Here is a 16551-nt window from a genome sequence, read left to right as displayed (position 1 = left end):
ATGAAAAAATTCAAACAAATTAAAAAATTTAATCATATAATTATAGTTTGCATATTATCATTAATAATTGGAGGTTGTACTAGTAATAGACCTGACACTTTGACTATGAAAGATTTAAGAATTGGTACCAAAGGAGTAGAAATTTTATTTTTACCTGACAATAGGGATTTAAAAGTATTTCAGGAAGAACAGTTTCCTTTAAATTTATTAATTACTAACCAAGGGGTTGCTCAAACTAAAAGCGTATATGTTTTGGTAGGTTTTGAACAGGATTATGTTAAAGCTAATAATAGGATTCTAAATGGCAAACCTCTTGATCCGGCTAATAATGAAGTAACTTCCCAACTTACTAAACAAAGTTTGGATGGGAGAAGTCCGGAGAATTTAGTAGGGGATTCGGTAGAATATGAAGTTGAGTTTGAATCTAAAAAAATTACGCTTAGCAAATTACAAGATACCTTGGTAAGTGGAATATTATGTTATAATTATGGGACGCAATTTGAAGAAAGCGTATGCATACAGCCAAAAAATTTAGCTGTAAACTTGCAGCCTGCCTGTGAATCTAAAGATGTAAATGTTGGTTCAAGAGGCCAAGGAGCTCCTGTCGGAGTTACCAAACTTGAGGTAATGAGCAGTCTTGCTAGCGGAGCCAATATAAAAACTTTTTTTAGGATATACATTGAAAATTTAGGCGATGGCAACGTTTTAAATGATGGTGCAGGCAGTTATATTTGTTCAGCAGCAACATCTGATATTAAACCTGCAAAGGTTTGGGGATATTTGAAATTAGCAGCGCGGTTAGGCGTTCAAGACCTTAAATGCAGGGCTATTGCAGTTGAAAACACGCCTTATTATTTAATTAATCTTAAAGATAATAAAGCTGAAGTGGTATGTGAATCAACTGTTCCGGCCGGTTCTGCATATGAATCGCCTTTGCTTGTTGAAATGGTTTATGACTATACTAAAACAGTCACTCAAAAATTAATAATAGAAAAAATTTAATAATACAAAATAAAATAAAATGGGTTGATATACATGAAAATCAAAAAAATCATAATAATATTGTTTTTATTAGTGTTCATCGTAGGTTGTGGTTCCAGGGGAACAAAACCTAATCTTGAAGATGATGTATATAGAGGGACTGAAGCTCTTGAATTGCTGTTTTTGAAGGATGTACCGCCAGTTCAAACTTTTGCTCAAACAGGGGATTCTTTTGAAGTTGCTTTAGAAATGAAAAATCAAGGTACGTTTCCTTTGAGCGGTAAACTTTATTTATCCGGGTTTGACCCTAATATAATTAGATTTTCTCAATTGGATATTGATCAGGGTTTTAATTATCCTTCTCCAAATTGCGGGTTTACTGAAATTTTGCCAAGGTCAAAGTTAAATCCTCCGGGAGGCACGTGTATTGAAGAATTAAGAGGTCAGCTTAATTTAGATTCAATAACTGATTCTTATACTACAAATATTTTTGCGCAGTCTGTGTACAGGTATATAACAGATGCAAACATAGTGTTATGTATTGATCCTGATGTTTATGGAATAACAGCTTCACAAAAAGCCTGTGTTATGACTCCTTATTCGTCAGGGGGCGGTCAAGGGGCGCCTGTCGGAGTAACAAAAATTGAACCGACTGCAATTGGCGGCGGTAAGATTTTGTACAGAATTTATATTGCAAACTTGGGCGATGGTGAAGTTGTTGATTATTCAAAGGCTCCATATGAATTGAAACCAAGCGACATAGGGCATGTAAGATATAGGATTGGTTCTCCTTCAACTGCAAGCGGAATTAGTATTTCTGTTGGAGGGAATAGCGGAAGTGGAACTGTAATTATTGGTAATTCAGTCAAAGACATTACAGGTAAAGCCGTTGGATTTTCTTACAGAGATAATGATTTTAGTATTAAGTTTAACCCCCAATCTGATTATTCTTATTCAGAAAATTTAGTAAGGCTTCATGATGGCAAAGCTGTAATTACTCAAGTAGTGGATTATAGCGGGAATGCTTATGCTTTTCAAACTCCATTACAGATTACATTGGAGTATGGTTACATGGAATCAACCCAGCAAAGAGTTGAGATCGTTAATATCAATCAATACAGATCAGAATTGGGCGCAGGGGGTGTAAGATTTGTTTATGATAAAAATGGTAAGAGAGTAGAATTAAATGAAGATGGTTCAGTTAGGTATAAGGATAAAAATTTCCAGGTTAATCTTCCTATTGACGTTACTGGAGCATTATTCGGTAGAAATTGCCGGGTTGATGCAGATTGCGAAAAAGCAACTAGCGGTCCAAGATGTATTGATGGGAAATGCAGGGATATTTGAAAGAGGTAATTAAAATGAAAAAGATAAGCGTGTTATTAATGATTTTGGTGATGTTATTCGTTGTTGGTTGTGGAGGGAAAGAACCGATTAAACAAGGAGTTTCTCCGTTTATTGGAGGAAAAATGGGGCTTACCGGAGAATTTATTGAAGGAGCGCCACCCAAACAAGTGTATGATCAAGGCAGTTCATCCTTTGCCATTGGTTTAAAATTTGAAAATAAGGGTGAACATTTTGTTGAAGCTGGTAATGGATATGTTGAAATTCTAGGAATTAACTCTAAAGATTTTGGATTAAGTTCGCAGGCTGGGTTGAAAAAAGATATTCCTGGAATAAGGGGATCAAAGAAAAACACAGATGGTACAAATTTGCCGGGGGATACATCATTTGTTGAGTTTGCAGGGTTAAAGTACATGCCTGATTTAAAGGGTAATACTGATTTTAAATTTAGGGCCAATCTTTGTTATGATTATAAAACACAAGTGAGTTCGAAAATTTGTGTCAATAAAAACCCATTAGGAAATGTTGGTGAAGCAATTTGCAAAGTAACCGGAGAAAAAGATGTTGAAAATTCAGGCGGGCCGGTGCATATTACAATGCTTAAAGAAAGCCCACTGGGTGAAAATAAGGTCCAGATATTATTTGAGATTGAACATGTTGGTGACAAAGATGATATGTTTTATAGGGTAGGTACAGATTGTAATGATGCTATAATAAATCCTGATAAATATAAAGTTTTCTTAAAAGTCACGTCTGACGTCAATGGTGCGCTTCCCCGGTGTTCAGGTTTAGAGCAAGGGAATAGTGTGGAATCTGAAGGGTTTGTTACATTGTTCAATGGACAGAAAAGGGCTGTTATATGCACCTTAGATTTGAGTGCTGTTGACTCAGTGTTCGAAGAATTATTTACTGTAGATTTATCATATAGATATCATCAGTTCTTTGAAAAATCAATCGAGATTCAAGATGTAAGCGCTAGTTAAGGCGCTTTATTTTTTATTTTTCTTTTAACATCATTGCAAAAGCCAGCAATGCTTCCAACTGAATAAATTCGTCAGAGCCTTCGACTAAACGAAATTCAATGTCTCCGCATTTATCCATTAATTTAACTTTTGCTCTGTTGTCAATCTCTATGTCCCATACTGCCTTGGAAATTTGTTTGATTATATCAATGCCTGAAAGGCCATTTTCTAACATGCAATTGAGTAGTTTTCTTCTTGCGCCGTCAAAGTCTTGATTAATTGCCGTGTTTAATATGTCTTTGATTTCTTCAGGCTTTGCAACTGAACCCATTGAATAAATCAGATTAGCAGTAATCTTTTTGTTTTCTGCGATTGATGCGCATGCCTGCAGTATGTTCATAACTCTTCGCATGTCGCCACCATTGGAAATTTCATATAGTGCGTCAATTATTTCGTTTAGCGGAGAATCAATGGTAAATTCCTTATTTTCTCCGAGCAATCTTTCAGTGATTAGTTTTTCTATCTCGGGTTTAGGTAAAAGTTTGAATTTAAAAACTGCGCATCTTGATTGGATAGGATCAATTATTTTACTGCTATAGTTACAGGATAAAATGAATCTGCAGGTTTTAGTGTAATTTTCCATAGTTCTTCTTAACGCTTGCTGTGCTTCTTTTGTTAAAGCATCACATTCATCTAAGTATATTATTTTGAATGGTACATTACCAATTGCTCTAGTTCTTGCGAAATCCTTTACTTTAACTCTGACAATGTCAATGCCTCTTTCATCTGAGGCATTCAGTTCTAAAAAATTATTTTTCCAGTTTTCAGTAAATAATTGCCGGGCAATTACTAGAGAGAGTGTGGTTTTACCTACACCTGCAGGTCCTGAAAATAGTAAATGAGGCATATTTTTCTGTTCAACAAATGTTCTAATTCTATTAACAATATCTTTTTGACCTCTGACTTCATCAAATGTTGAAGGCCTATATTTTTCTGTCCAGATATTGGTTTCTGGCTTATATTTAGATTCATAATTTATGGCTGTCATTAGAGATTGGAATAGATGTTTTATTTATAAAGTTATTGAACTTTTGCAATACTTTAGCTTTCTGAAGCGACAAACCAAAGTTAACATTTGTGTGCTCATATATACTTTAATGCAGCCAGATGTTGCTATGCTGATAAATGCACTGAGACTGCACGGAATGACGTTAACTTTTGTGTTAAAACTTTATTTTGCTAAAGTATTACTAACTTTTGGCGCAGTTCAGAGTCATTCAATTGTTAATTTGCATGTTCGTATATTATTAAATGAGCAAGAGAATTCTTGTTCCCAGTTTATTTGTTGTAATACGTTTTTTGTAATATGTTTTTGTTTACCTAAATGTTTTTAAAATAAACTTATTATTAATAATTGAGGAGAGATTTTCATTGGATTTAGGTGATTATTATGACAATTCGGGCAATAATATTTGATGCTGACAATACGCTTTGGGAAACTGATAAATATGTTTTATCAATGATAAAAGAAACTTCTAATAGTTTAGGGTTAAATGTACCTGATGATTTAAATATTAAGGCAGTTCAATCAAAGAATCTGCCATTTGAAGATATATTTAAAGAGTTATTTGTTGAAAACGGTCCAGTTGTTTTAGCTGCATATAGGGCCAGAGCTAAAGAAAAAGGATATTCTGCTACGTTAAATGGGGTTGATGTAGTTACTTCTTTATATCAAACCGGGAAGGTTCTTGGAATAATGACTAATCGGACACAGATGATTGAAGAAAGATTATCACAGTGCGGATATCTCCGGGAATGTTTTGATTTTATTTATCCGCCTCCTAGCGCTGAAGAACGAAAGCCTCACCGAAACGCGTATCAAAAAGCGATTGAACATTTAGATGGAAAAGGTATTTCGGTTGGTGAGATTGTTGTTGTTGGTGACCATCTTGATGATTATGTTTCAGCTAAAGCCAGGGAGTTATATTTTGTAGCTGTTTTGACTGGATTAACTAAAAAGGAAGATTTTGTTTCTCAAGGGTTAGATGACAGATTTATTGTTAATGATTTATCCGGACTTCAAAAAGGTTTATTTGAATTGAGATGAATTTAGGAGGGAATTAAAGTGAATTTAAACTGTAAACATATTTATTTGCCGGATGGATTTAAGGATGATGTTTATTTATCAATTGAAGATGGCAAGATTAAAGAGATAAGTGATAAGCCCGGGGGCAGTGCAAATACATTAACACTTGATGGCTTTGTTATGCCTGGTTGTGTGAATACGCATGCGCATATGGGCATGAAAATTTTTAACGAGCTTTATCAATCATTAAATAAAAGAACACAGATTGATGGAAAGCAAGGTATTGATTGGTTGAATCAGATATGGGGTTATGAACCTAAATTTACTCCTGAAGACGTATATGCTGCTACTTGTATGACTGCTTATGAGATGATATCTTCCGGCACTATTGCTGTTGCGGATCATTACTTTTTCCCAGAGGAAGTAATCAAAACTTCAAATGAAACAGGATTAAGGATATTAGTTTCTCCTGCGATTTTCCAAACTAAAAAAAATGGAGAATATACTGGAAATTATTTTATGAATCCGGATAGGGATATAGATTCACTTTTAGCAGAAATTAAAGATTTATCAATTACAAATTTAGGTTTGGCAAAGATAGCAATTGGCGCGCATTCAATCTATATGCTTCCACAGAATGATCTTGAAAAAATTGCGAAATTTTCTGAAAGAGAAGGAATCCCCGTGCATATGCATTTAGGGGAAAGTCAAGAAATAAAAACTTTAAAAGAGTTAGGCACTGATTCTATCTCATATGTAAATGAGCTTGGTCTTTTGACGGAGCGATTATTAATTGCGCATGGAACTATCTTAACTCAAGAAGATGCATTTAGGATGGCGTTTGCAGGATCAAAACTTGCTTGGTGTCCATTTACAAATGCAAGAAAAGGCAAGGGATTAATTAAATATAAAGAAATGGATCTGGCAGGTGTACCGGTTGGTTTAGCTACGGACGGTAATATAAGCGCATTTTCAATGAATTTGTTTAGGCATATGAGTTATGGTGTTACGTTAGTAAACTGTCATGAAGGAGATATGTCTGCAATTTCTACGGAGGATTCTTTTAAAATTTTAACCATTAATGGGGCTAGATGTTTAGGTTTAGATAAAGAGATTGGTTCTATTGAAGTTGGCAAATCTGCGGATTTGATATGTGTTAAACAACCTAATCCTACGGATGTTATACACAGCACTGAAGCAAACGATGTAGATTTTGTTATGGTTGCAGGAAGAGTTTTAAAACAAGAAGGGAAACTAACTAACGGAGATCATTATCAGAAAGTTAGGAGATTGTTTAGAGATTCAGTAAGCCGTTTAGAAGAGATGATAAAAAATGATTAAAAAAGAAGCTTATTTTAATTCTTTAAAAAAAATAAGCGGGGTAGATGGGCGACATTGCCTAATAACGCTTCCTTTGTCAGATTATTTTTCTGAACATGCGCTGCATAAATATCGAACATTAGTCGAGTTAAAACATCTGATTAAGATGTGTGAGCCTGAATTTGGATTGCCAAATTTAACCGAAGAAGATAAAAAAGAGTTGATGGCCATTTTTGAAAATTTTGATATTGATAACGCCTCTTTTGCAATTGCCGAATATGATCATTTTGGAAGAAATGGAATCGGACCGGTTGAGCATGACGTGAAATCTGTTGAATTGTATATCGGTGAAAAGTTAAAAGGCACTAAGTATGAATCATTATTATCAATGGTTCATTTTGGTTTTACTTCTGAAGATGTTAGCAATATTGCATATAATTGCATGTTACAAGGAGCTTATCAAAATGTTTGGTTGCCTCAATTAATTAGATTGTGCGATAAACTTAAACAATTGGCGCTTGAGAATAAAGATGTGCCTTTGTTATCACGTACGCATGGACAACCAGCGTCTCCCACTACTTTTGGTAAAGAAATCGCGGTATATTTAGGGAGATTTACGAATCAATTAGAATATTTATCTAGTTTAAAGCTGAGTTCTAAGATGAATGGAGCAGTAGGCAATTATAATGCGCAAAAAGTAGGTTTTCCAAACATTGATTGGGTTAAATATTCAAAAGAATTTGTTGAAAGTTTTGGTTTTGATTGTGAATTTCTTACAAACCAGAGGGGTCCTAAAGACCGGATTGTAAAAATGTTTCAAAGTATCTTAAATGTTAATATTATATTAAAGGATTTAAATCAAGATTTTTGGTATTATGTTTCTAAAGACTTGGTTTTACAAAAAAAAGTTGAAAGTCATGTAGGTTCTTCAGTAATGCCTCATAAGATTAATCCCTGGTTAATTGAATGCAGTGAAGGCAATGTTGAGGTTTCTAATGCATTGTTTGAAGTTTTTGCAAGAGAATTAGAAGTTTCCCGCTTGCAACGGGATTTATCCGACCATGACATGGAAAGGAATTATGGCGCAGCTTTTGGATATTCTTTAGTTGCATTAAGTTATACTAATGATTTTTTAGAATTAATATATATTAATGGGACTTTGATGTTGAATGAGTTGAAAGAGAATCAGAAGGTATTGTCTGAAGCATATCAAACTATTTTTAGGGCTAAAGGGAGGTCTGACGGGTATAATGTGTTTAAAGACATTTTTCGGAGCAATGAAAGTTATGACCCTCTAAAAATAGATAGGATAATTAATGCGTTAGACGTAGATGATGAAACAAAACAGCAGTTAAGGCAGGTTAAATGCGATAATTATTTGGGGTATGCTAATGAACTGGTTGAAATGGCTGTAAAGAAATATGATAATTTAAGAAGCACAAAAAACTAATTGAAACAAAATATTATTAAAATTGAATTTAAAAAGTGGGTGATGGAAAATGAATATAGCTATTTTTGGTATGCAGTGGGGAGATGAAGGGAAAGGTAAAATTGTTGATTATTTGTCTGAGAAAGCTGATATTGTTACCAGGTTTCAAGGCGGAAATAATGCCGGCCACACCGTAGTTGTTGGTGATCAAACTTTTAAGTTACATTTAATACCGTCTGGTGTTGTTTATGGAAAAAAATTATTTGTTGGCAATGGGGTCGTTATTGATCCGGAAGATTTTATTAAAGAACTTGATGCATTAAATAAAAGGGGAATTTATCCCGATTTATTAATCAGTGATAGGGCGCATTTGACATTATCGTATCATATCGCGCTTGATTCGGCTTTTAGTACTTATCAGGGTAAAAGGGCAGCAGGTTCAACCAAGAGAGGTATTGCGCCTACATATGCAGATAAATATGCAAGACATGGCATGAGGATAGCCGATTTAATAGAATTACATGATAACGGCGAGCTTGCAGAATTTGTTGATAAGGCTGTTAGTTTAAAATCTAAAGAGCTCAAGCATGTATTTGGCAGTGAAGAATTACTTGATAAAAATGCATTAGTTCTAAAGTTGAGTTCTTATGTAGATTTTTTTAAAAAGCATTCAACTAATATAACTAGAGAAATTTATAATGCGATTGCTGCGGGCAAATCAATTCTTTATGAAGGCGCGCAAGGTGGGTTGTTAGATATTGATCATGGTCTTTATCCATACACAACCAGTTCTAATACGACAGTAGGCGGGATATTTACAGGTTTGGGAATAGGCCTAAGGTGTAAAGGCGTGCCAACATTAGATAAAGTAATAGGCGTGGTAAAAGCTTATACATCAAGAGTCGGAGAAGGTCCAGTTATTGCTGAGTTATTAAATGATGTGGGTAATTATATTAGAGAAAAAGGTCACGAGTATGGTACAACTACTGGGAGACCTAGAAGAATTGGCTGGCTAGATATTGTAGAAGTAAATAATTTTGTAATCGTTAATGGGATCGATGAAATTGCTTTAACAAGGCTTGATATATTATCTGGATTAAAAGAGTTAAAAATCTGCGTAGCATATGCTTTAGCGGATAATTTGGTAAGAGAAAGGCTTCCTACTGGTTCAGCAATGGGCAGATGTAAACCATTATATGAAACTTTTGCGGGATGGGATATTGATATATCTGCATGCAGAAATTTTTCTGAACTGCCATCAAATGCGCAAAAATATGTTAAAAGAATTGAAGAGTTAACTGGCGTAACAGTGACTATGATTGGCGTTGGTCCTGAAAGGAGCCAAATAATAATAAGAAATTGAGAAGCATTTAGAAGCCGAGCTTTTCATTAGCCTATAGCGACCACTTTTTTTTAATGAGCAGTGCTCGCGGTGCAAGGTTTCAATTGACACTCAAAGTAAATTAGGTAAGTAGAAAGTCTGTTCATTAAAAGTTAGCTTCGGCTCGGCTGCTTATCCATACTATTAGACATGCTAAACATGTTTAATGGATAAAGTAATTAGCCGCTCAAAGTGTTTTTTACTTTGGCGCGCAGAATTTATAATAAAAATCTAACCCCAGCAAGCTGTGGGGTATTTTAAACTTCATGCGCTTCATGGAAAGACGCTAGCTTTTGTAATAAGGCTTCACTTTGTTAAAGTATTACCTTTTTTGTGATTGACTTTTTACATATTAATTTTACATATTAAATTAGGTAAATAATTAAATAAATTAGAAAAAGTATTAATTAAAACTAAATTATGTCTTCTTCGGCTATTACTAAAAAATCGCCTGAAGCAATAACTGCGCTATAAGGAATTAATATCTTGTTATCTTTTCCTCTTTCCAGTTCCAGTTTTTCAGTGTACGATGTTGGGTTAGCTAATTCAATGTGAATTAATTCACCTGATTTTGTTTCAAAAATAATGTCGCCAACTTCACCAAACCTTTTTCCGGTTTTACTTACCACTGTTTTGCCAATAATTTCCCTTGAAAATTTTTTATCTTCAGTCATATTATAATCCCCTCACCTATTATTATCTTACCTTGTTTATGTTTGATTATATTTAAACTTTTTGTTTATTGTATACTATACTTTTCTTTGAGTAGTTTCTCATCATAGCATTCCTCTTTCAAGCTGCATGTATCGCATTTGGATTTTGATTGAATTTTAGGAGGAATTTCGCTTGAATCGAATAAATTTTTAACTTTTTTAACTAGTTCTTTTACCTCTTCTTTTAAAAAAGGGTTCATTATGACGTCGTATTTTACATCTTCGCTTAGATAATGCACATATCCGCCTTTTATTTCCATACCATATTTTTCTTCCAATAATAACATATACGCAGCTAATTGGATCTTGTGATCTGCCCATATTCCAGATTTGGGAGCTTTTCCTGTTTTTAGTTCTGCGGGTATAATATTCCCTTTGTAAATCTCTATTCTGTCTACAACTCCGGTTAATTCAAGCTCTATTGATGAAACTTTTACTTCGGATTCTATTTTTGGAGTTAGTTTTTCCCAGAGTTCTTCTCCGATTATTTTATGTTCCTGAATAAATTCAAAAACATTTAAAGCGCGAAAGTTATATTCTTTTTCTAAGAAAGGCCAGATAGTTTGAAATGTTTCGCTTAGATTCAAGTTAAGTATTTGGAGTTTAGGTTTAAAAGAGATTATTGAGTCTCTGACTATCTGGCTATACTTTTGCTTGTATAAATAAATAATGGAATTTATGTTTTTATCTTTGATTAAAAAGATGATATCTTTTTCAATTTTATTGATTCTGTCATAAATTTCATGTCTTAATGAACCTAAAACTGTTGCTTCTTTTTGAGGTTCAACGAATCCCAAAATTTTAGTCAGGTAAAGCTTTCTAGGACAATAAAGGAATCCGGTAATAGAACTAACAGTTAGCATAATATCATAAAGTATCCGAGATTTATAAATCTCACTGATGTTTAATGTCTATTATAAATTGGGTATCAATTAGTGGTGTTTATATTTTTATAAATGCCATTTGAATTTCTATATTTATGAAATTGCTGAAGATAAATGTCCGGTTATCAACAATATAATTAAAGTTGCGCTTGCAGAGATGTTAATGTTAGGTTATGAGCCAGTGTCTTGTCTAAAATCGGTTTCATTGTTGATTAGTATGCTCATATTAATTAGATGAGCAAGAGAATTCTTACAGAGATTAAGTGGATTTTTTGATACTAATATACAGACAATGAATTTTCTGGATAACCCCGGGCCTAAATTATTAATCATCAAATGTGATACAGAAAAGGCTGCGCCTGTGTTGTTGGTGTTTTAAGTTTGCCGGTGTGTTCATACTCCCCAAAGCGGGTTCTTAGCGCGCATAATTAGGGCAATCTCTTTTAAAACTTCGATTTCTTTAGGGGTTAAATATTTTTTAAGTTCTTTCATCTTTTTAAATTCTTGTTCGTTAATTAATGAATAAAGAATGTCCCCTTCAAGGACTTGCCTGCCAATTGTTATTTTTTCATATGAAACTGCCACTTGTTTATTTTCTTTTGCTTCAGATGTATTTTTTTTATCGTCCTGGATTTCTTTAACTCTGGTAATTTCTTTACCGTCAATAGTCATTAGATGCATACCGGTTTTTAGCTTGCCTGCAATTATTTCTGTGCCGCAAACAGCCGGGTTTGATTGCCGGAATACGTAACCAGGCATGATTTTGATTTTGCATGGATTAGTAAGTTCATTTAATTCATTAGCTTCCATTGATTTTTGTTTTTCTTCAACCCAAAATTCAAATTCTTCAACTAATCTGTATATTACGGGATTTGTAAGGATTTTAATTGTTTCACTTTCGATAGTGGATTTTACATTAAAACCCAGAATGGCTGCATTTAACGGTTCAGTTTCAAGATTAGATTCAGCATCTGCAACATCTTTTTTCATTATATTTCCGATTGAAGCTTTTCTTATCTTTATCCCTCTATCTCTTAATATTTTGCATAAGGCTTCAATGCCCCCTAATGTATCTGCTTTTATGATTAGTCCACTTTTGTCGGTTTCAACAAGCACTTCATTAATTTCGGACTGTATTTCTTTTTCAATTTTTTCTAAATTTTTTAGATTAGCAACTTTTAATGGCATACCTGCAATGACATTTTTTAGATTTGGAGCGGAGATTTTTACGCCTGTTGCAGCAGTAACTTCTTTAACACTTTTGAACTTACTCTTTTTATCTCTCATCTCTGATAATGGATTTGGTTCGAGCAGTGTTCTAATTTTAGTTGTAATTGGCTTATCAGTAGACCCGATAACAATTAAGTCGTTAACTTTTAATTTTCCATCGTATAAAATTACATCTAAAGTTGTGCCCAACCCTTTTTCTTCTTTTACTTCAAGAATTGTGCCTTTACCGTCATTTTCAATATTGCATTCTAAACATTTTTCTAAATATTTTTGCGCAAGCGCAGTAACAATCATTAATAATTCAGGTATACCTTCGCCGGATTTAGCTGATATTGGAACGATTGTAATTTTTTTTGTAAAGTCTTGAACTCTGTCGTAGCGTTCAGCATCAAAACCTTTTTCTTGCAGCTGTCCAATAAGTTCGTACATTTTAGTTTCAAATTTAGCAATTGCGTTTGGGGTTTGTTTTTCAATATTTTTGCTAAGCAGCCCATCCTGCGTTTTCCAGCCATAAATAAGATCAATTTTAGTTGCTGCAATCACAAATGGGGTTTTATATTCTTTTAAAATTTGCAATGATTCAATAGTTTGCGGTTTAAGGCCTTCATTAATATCAATAACAAGAACTGCTATGTCTGCAAGGTTTCCGCCGCGTTTTCTTAGGTTAGTGAAAGCTGCGTGGCCAGGGGTATCGATTGTCAGTAAACCCGGAATAGTAATTTCCATATTAAGTTGAGCAAGGATTTTACCGCAGATTTTTTTGATGGTTTCAATTGGAATAATTGATGCGCCTATTGCTTGAGTTATTCCGCCTGCTTCAGATGCTACAATAGCAGTATTCCTAATTTTGTCTAACATTGAGCTTTTTCCATGGTCCACATGCCCTAAAACGGACAAAATCAGGCGTCTTTTCATAGTCGAATTATGAATTTTGGGTAGTTTATAAGGATTGTGTTTATAAATGAAGCGTTCTTTATCTATAAAATGGAGCTAATCAGTGAAGGCAAATCAAAATTTAAAGCGTATTTAGGAAAGGTTAGTAAGAAATTGCCTGTATTTTATAATCCTGAGATGAAAGGAAATAGGGATATTTCCGTATCATTACTGAATGCTTTGGATCGTGAAATGGATATTGCTTTACCTTTAGCAGGGTCAGGTGTTCGGGGGATCAGGTTTTTGTTAGAGTGTAAAAATATGAAAGTACATTTTAATGATTTGAACCCAAAAGCTTATGAATTAATCCGTGAAAACTTAGAACTGAATAATGTTAAAGGGGTTGTTTCTAATCTGGATGCAGATTTATTTTTATTAAATTCTAAAGGGTTTGATTATATTGATATTGATCCGTTTGGTTCTCCTAATTTTTTCTTGGATTCGGCAATTAAACGAATAGCCCGCAATGGGATTTTGGGAGTAACAGCAACTGATACTTCGTCACTTGCAGGAACATTTATCAAAACTTGTCAGCGTAAATATTGGGCTAAACCCTTGCACAATTATTTAATGCATGAAGTAGGTATTAGAATATTGATTAGAAAAGTGCAATTGATAGGAGCGCAATATGAAAAAGCTTTAACGCCTATTTTTTCTCATTCGACTAAACATTACATGAGAGTTTATTTTATGTGTGAGAAAGGTAAACAAAAGGCAGATGCAATAATAAGACAACACGGTGAATTTGAAGGCGCAGGTCCAATATGGCTTGGTCAACTATGGGATAATTCTATTGTTGAAAAGATGGAGTTGGGGGAATTATCTGTAATTCAAGATGAAGCGAAAATTGATGTTGTAGGATTTTATGATGTTCATGCAATATGTAAAAAGCTTAAAAAAAGAACTCCTACGATGGATTTAATTTTTAAAGAAGTTAAAAAGAAAGGATATAAGATTTGCTTTACACATTTTTCAAGATACGGTGTAAAAACAGATATGCCAATTGATGAGTTTATCAATATATTTATAAATCTCTAAGTTCTTATATCTCGTAATGAAAATAAAAGAGGTAATGCTGAAACCAGTATTTGTTTATCCGAATGATACTAAAAAAAAAATACTTAGTAAAGTTAAAAGGAATCCTAATACATCTTTGTTTGTTGTTGCAACCCGGAATAAACAGTTTTTAGGAGATATCCATGAGAACGATTTATTTTTTATGCTTACGCCAAACGAAATGGTTAATGAAGTTGGTTTGGAACTTGCTTTTGATCTTAAAAAAAAATTCTTTGCAAAGAAAGCTAAAGATTTAATGCGAGAACATGACTTGAGCTGCAGTCCTGAAGATGAGCTGATTGATGTCGCTAAAAAGTTTATACAAGCAGAAGTTAATGAAATGCCGGTGTTAAAAAAAGGTAAAGTGGTTGGAGTGATAAATCAGGGCATATTATTGAGGCAATTAAAAATTAAATAACCATGATAGAAAATATTTTATTAATATTGTTGCTCCTAATAATTACTGCAAAATTATTGGGCGGATTTTTTGATAAGATAGGGTTAGAAGCAACTTTAGGTGAACTTCTTGCGGGGTTAATTTTTGGACCCTCAATCTTAAATTGGATACATGCTGAATCTATCGAACCATTTGCAATTATTGGCTCTGTATTAATTTTGTTTGTTGCAGGGTTAAAACAAGAGCATATCGAAGAAATTTATGAAAACACGCACGCTCTAAGGTTAGGTATAGGTTTATTAATTTTATTAATGATTATAATGAGTTTTTTCTTCTATCATATCCCCCAATATTTTGGCATTAATTTTGATGCAACACAAGCAATTGTATTAGGTTTAGCATTTGCAATTATTGATGTTGGTGTGCCAGCTAAAGTTTTGCTGTCAAAAAAGTTAATGGATGGTCCAGTTGGTAAGATGACTATTTCATCTGCAATAATAAATATTGTTTTAGGTTTATCATTTTTTACTGTAATTACCTTATTTATGAATCCTTTATTGGAAGCGACTATATTAAAAGTAGGTGGATTTTTATTATTTTTGGGTGTTGCTTTTGGGTTGGTTTATTTTTTATCAAAGATCACAAAATTTGTGTTAAAAATGCATATTGAAGAGTCTGAATTTTCATTGGCTTTAGTATTAGTTTTAGCGTTAGCATATTTCACTGAAGTCATTGGATTTTCATCAGTGCTTGGCGCTTTTATTGCCGGAGTTTTGGTTGCTAAAATGCCATTTGCTGATACAAGAAGCTTTACTGATAAAATTAAATCAGTATCTTTCGGTTTGTTCATCCCATTATTTTTTGTATGGTTCGGTCTAGAAATAGATTTGGTTGAGATATGGAATAATTTAGGTTTATCTGTTTTAATTTTTTTAACCTATGCAAGTATTCGTTTTATATCTACATATATTTATCTGAGAAAAGTTGGTTTGAAAATGTCCGGGATTATCAGTTCTTCAATGTTATGTGTAGATGTAGAAAGTTTAGTAATTTTGATGATAGCAATCCAGTTAGGGATATTTACAACTAATCTTCCTTTGATATTGTTTGCGCCATCTGTTTTTTTGGGCACATTTTTTATTATTTCATTAATAGGGATATTTTCAAAGTTTGAAATCAAGAAAAAGAAAGTTAAAGCCCAAATAGGATTTTAACCCAGTGCTCTTCTGACATCAGTTACTGTTACAGAGTTTACATTTTTAATAGTTTCAATCTCTTTTTCAAGCGGTTCTGTTGAGCCTCGTGATTCATCCATAACAAATATAATTTTTAAAGCGTTTAAACCGAAAGCGATAGGTTCAATTTCGGTTTTAGTCTGAGTTTCCCCACTGAATGTTTTAATCTTGTCTTTAACTTGCATTTCTAATTTAGTTAAATCTACGTTGGGACTTATAGGCATAATTTTTAGTGTAATTATTGCGTTTGCCATTTTTTTAAATACTCTAAAATTTAGTTTGGACCTTCAAATCCGCATTCTGCGCATTTGTATTTCGCAACAATTTCCCTGCAATGTTTACATCTTATAACTGTGTATTTACCGCAGTTTGGGCATTTAAACGATACGTTGCCAGGATTATTTGCTATATCCATTTTACATGAATTGCATGATAGTTTTTCTGTCATTGTAATTCCTTGAATTAGATTTGGATTTATAAAGGTATCGGTTAGTTCTAATATGTTCTATCCTATATTGAGTTTACACCTAAATATATATGTGCGGGTGTCTCATAATTGAGAGATTGATGTATTCTCTCAAAATTATAATAGTGTGTCCA

General features: G+C 33.4%; 17 protein-coding genes. 11 read left to right on the top strand and 6 right to left on the bottom strand.

Translation table 11 applies throughout. The annotated features are described in order from the left end of the window. The 3 genes from J4418_03355 to J4418_03345 are packed head-to-tail and all read left to right on the top strand — an operon-like array spanning nt 1 to nt 3308. Complete coding sequence (locus tag J4418_03355; GenBank protein ID MBS3113093.1) at nt 1-1002, top strand: hypothetical protein; 1002 nt, start codon at nt 1-3, stop codon at nt 1000-1002. 33 nt (nt 1003-1035) lie between these two features. Continuing rightward, entirely contained in the window at nt 1036-2328 is a 1293-nt protein-coding gene (locus J4418_03350) for a hypothetical protein (GenBank protein MBS3113092.1), read from the top strand. Between the two features lie 14 nt (nt 2329-2342). Continuing rightward, nucleotides 2343-3308 carry a hypothetical protein gene (locus tag J4418_03345; protein MBS3113091.1) on the top strand — a complete coding sequence of 322 codons (966 nt, stop codon included), beginning with the start codon at nt 2343-2345 and terminating at the stop codon, nt 3306-3308. A gap of 13 nt (nt 3309-3321) precedes the next feature. On the opposite strand, the gene J4418_03340 is transcribed toward J4418_03345, so the two are convergent. Beyond that, entirely contained in the window at nt 3322-4335 is a 1014-nt protein-coding gene (locus tag J4418_03340; protein ID MBS3113090.1) for a replication factor C small subunit, read from the bottom strand. Between the two features lie 402 nt (nt 4336-4737). Here J4418_03340 and J4418_03335 point away from each other — a divergent pair, with 402 nt between their 5' ends. From J4418_03335 to J4418_03320, 4 genes are read left to right on the top strand one after another with little or no spacing between them, the layout of a single operon-like run. Next, nucleotides 4738-5394 (top strand): HAD family hydrolase, encoded by a 657-nt coding sequence (locus tag J4418_03335; protein ID MBS3113089.1) that lies wholly within the window; start codon nt 4738-4740, stop codon nt 5392-5394. 18 nt (nt 5395-5412) lie between these two features. Beyond that, entirely contained in the window at nt 5413-6714 is a 1302-nt protein-coding gene (locus J4418_03330) for an amidohydrolase family protein (protein ID MBS3113088.1), read from the top strand. Then, on the top strand, nt 6707-8143 hold the full coding sequence (purB, locus tag J4418_03325; protein MBS3113087.1) for an adenylosuccinate lyase: 1437 nt from the start codon (nt 6707-6709) through the stop codon (nt 8141-8143). The genes J4418_03330 and purB overlap by 8 nt, the downstream gene beginning before the upstream one ends. A 49-nt stretch (nt 8144-8192) precedes the next feature. Next, nucleotides 8193-9485 (top strand): adenylosuccinate synthase, encoded by a 1293-nt coding sequence (locus tag J4418_03320; protein MBS3113086.1) that lies wholly within the window; start codon nt 8193-8195, stop codon nt 9483-9485. A 431-nt stretch (nt 9486-9916) separates the two neighbouring features. Here the strand turns inward: J4418_03320 and J4418_03315 are convergent, their stop codons facing one another. Together J4418_03315 and cas4 are read right to left on the bottom strand one after the other, a co-directional pair. Then, entirely contained in the window at nt 9917-10177 is a 261-nt protein-coding gene (locus J4418_03315) for a PRC-barrel domain-containing protein (GenBank protein ID MBS3113085.1), read from the bottom strand. Nucleotides 10178-10242: 65 nt separating this feature from the next. Continuing rightward, nucleotides 10243-11079: a CRISPR-associated protein Cas4 gene (gene cas4 / locus J4418_03310; protein MBS3113084.1), complete on the bottom strand. Its 837-nt coding sequence runs from the start codon at nt 11077-11079 to the stop codon at nt 10243-10245. A gap of 100 nt (nt 11080-11179) precedes the next feature. On the opposite strand from cas4, the gene J4418_03305 reads away from it, so the two are divergent. Beyond that, on the top strand, nt 11180-11338 hold the full coding sequence (locus tag J4418_03305; protein ID MBS3113083.1) for a hypothetical protein: 159 nt from the start codon (nt 11180-11182) through the stop codon (nt 11336-11338). Nucleotides 11339-11493: 155 nt separating this feature from the next. Here J4418_03305 and infB read toward each other — a convergent pair whose 3' ends face one another. Beyond that, entirely contained in the window at nt 11494-13245 is a 1752-nt protein-coding gene (gene infB / locus J4418_03300; GenBank protein ID MBS3113082.1) for a translation initiation factor IF-2, read from the bottom strand. Between the two features lie 69 nt (nt 13246-13314). Between infB and J4418_03295 the strand changes: the two genes are divergently transcribed. The 3 genes from J4418_03295 to J4418_03285 are packed head-to-tail and all read left to right on the top strand — an operon-like array spanning nt 13315 to nt 15930. Then, a complete protein-coding gene (locus tag J4418_03295) occupies nt 13315-14301 on the top strand; it encodes a tRNA (guanine(10)-N(2))-dimethyltransferase (GenBank protein MBS3113081.1) in 987 nt (328 codons plus the stop codon). 16 nt (nt 14302-14317) lie between these two features. Further along, complete coding sequence (locus J4418_03290) at nt 14318-14737, top strand: CBS domain-containing protein (protein MBS3113080.1); 420 nt, start codon at nt 14318-14320, stop codon at nt 14735-14737. A 2-nt stretch (nt 14738-14739) separates the two neighbouring features. Next, a complete protein-coding gene (locus J4418_03285) occupies nt 14740-15930 on the top strand; it encodes a cation:proton antiporter (GenBank protein ID MBS3113079.1) in 1191 nt (396 codons plus the stop codon). Here J4418_03285 and J4418_03280 read toward each other — a convergent pair. Together J4418_03280 and J4418_03275 are read right to left on the bottom strand one after the other, a co-directional pair. Continuing rightward, nucleotides 15927-16205: an elongation factor 1-beta gene (locus tag J4418_03280; GenBank protein MBS3113078.1), complete on the bottom strand. Its 279-nt coding sequence runs from the start codon at nt 16203-16205 to the stop codon at nt 15927-15929. The genes J4418_03285 and J4418_03280 overlap by 4 nt on opposite strands. Before the next feature lie 20 nt (nt 16206-16225). Next, nucleotides 16226-16399 (bottom strand): RNA-binding protein, encoded by a 174-nt coding sequence (locus tag J4418_03275; protein MBS3113077.1) that lies wholly within the window; start codon nt 16397-16399, stop codon nt 16226-16228. Nucleotides 16400-16551: the final 152 nt, after the last annotated feature.

This window comes from Candidatus Woesearchaeota archaeon (assembly GCA_018303425.1).
GTDB lineage: Archaea > Nanobdellota > Nanobdellia > Woesearchaeales > JAGVYF01 > JAGVYF01.
This window is presented reverse-complemented; position numbering and strand designations above follow the sequence as displayed.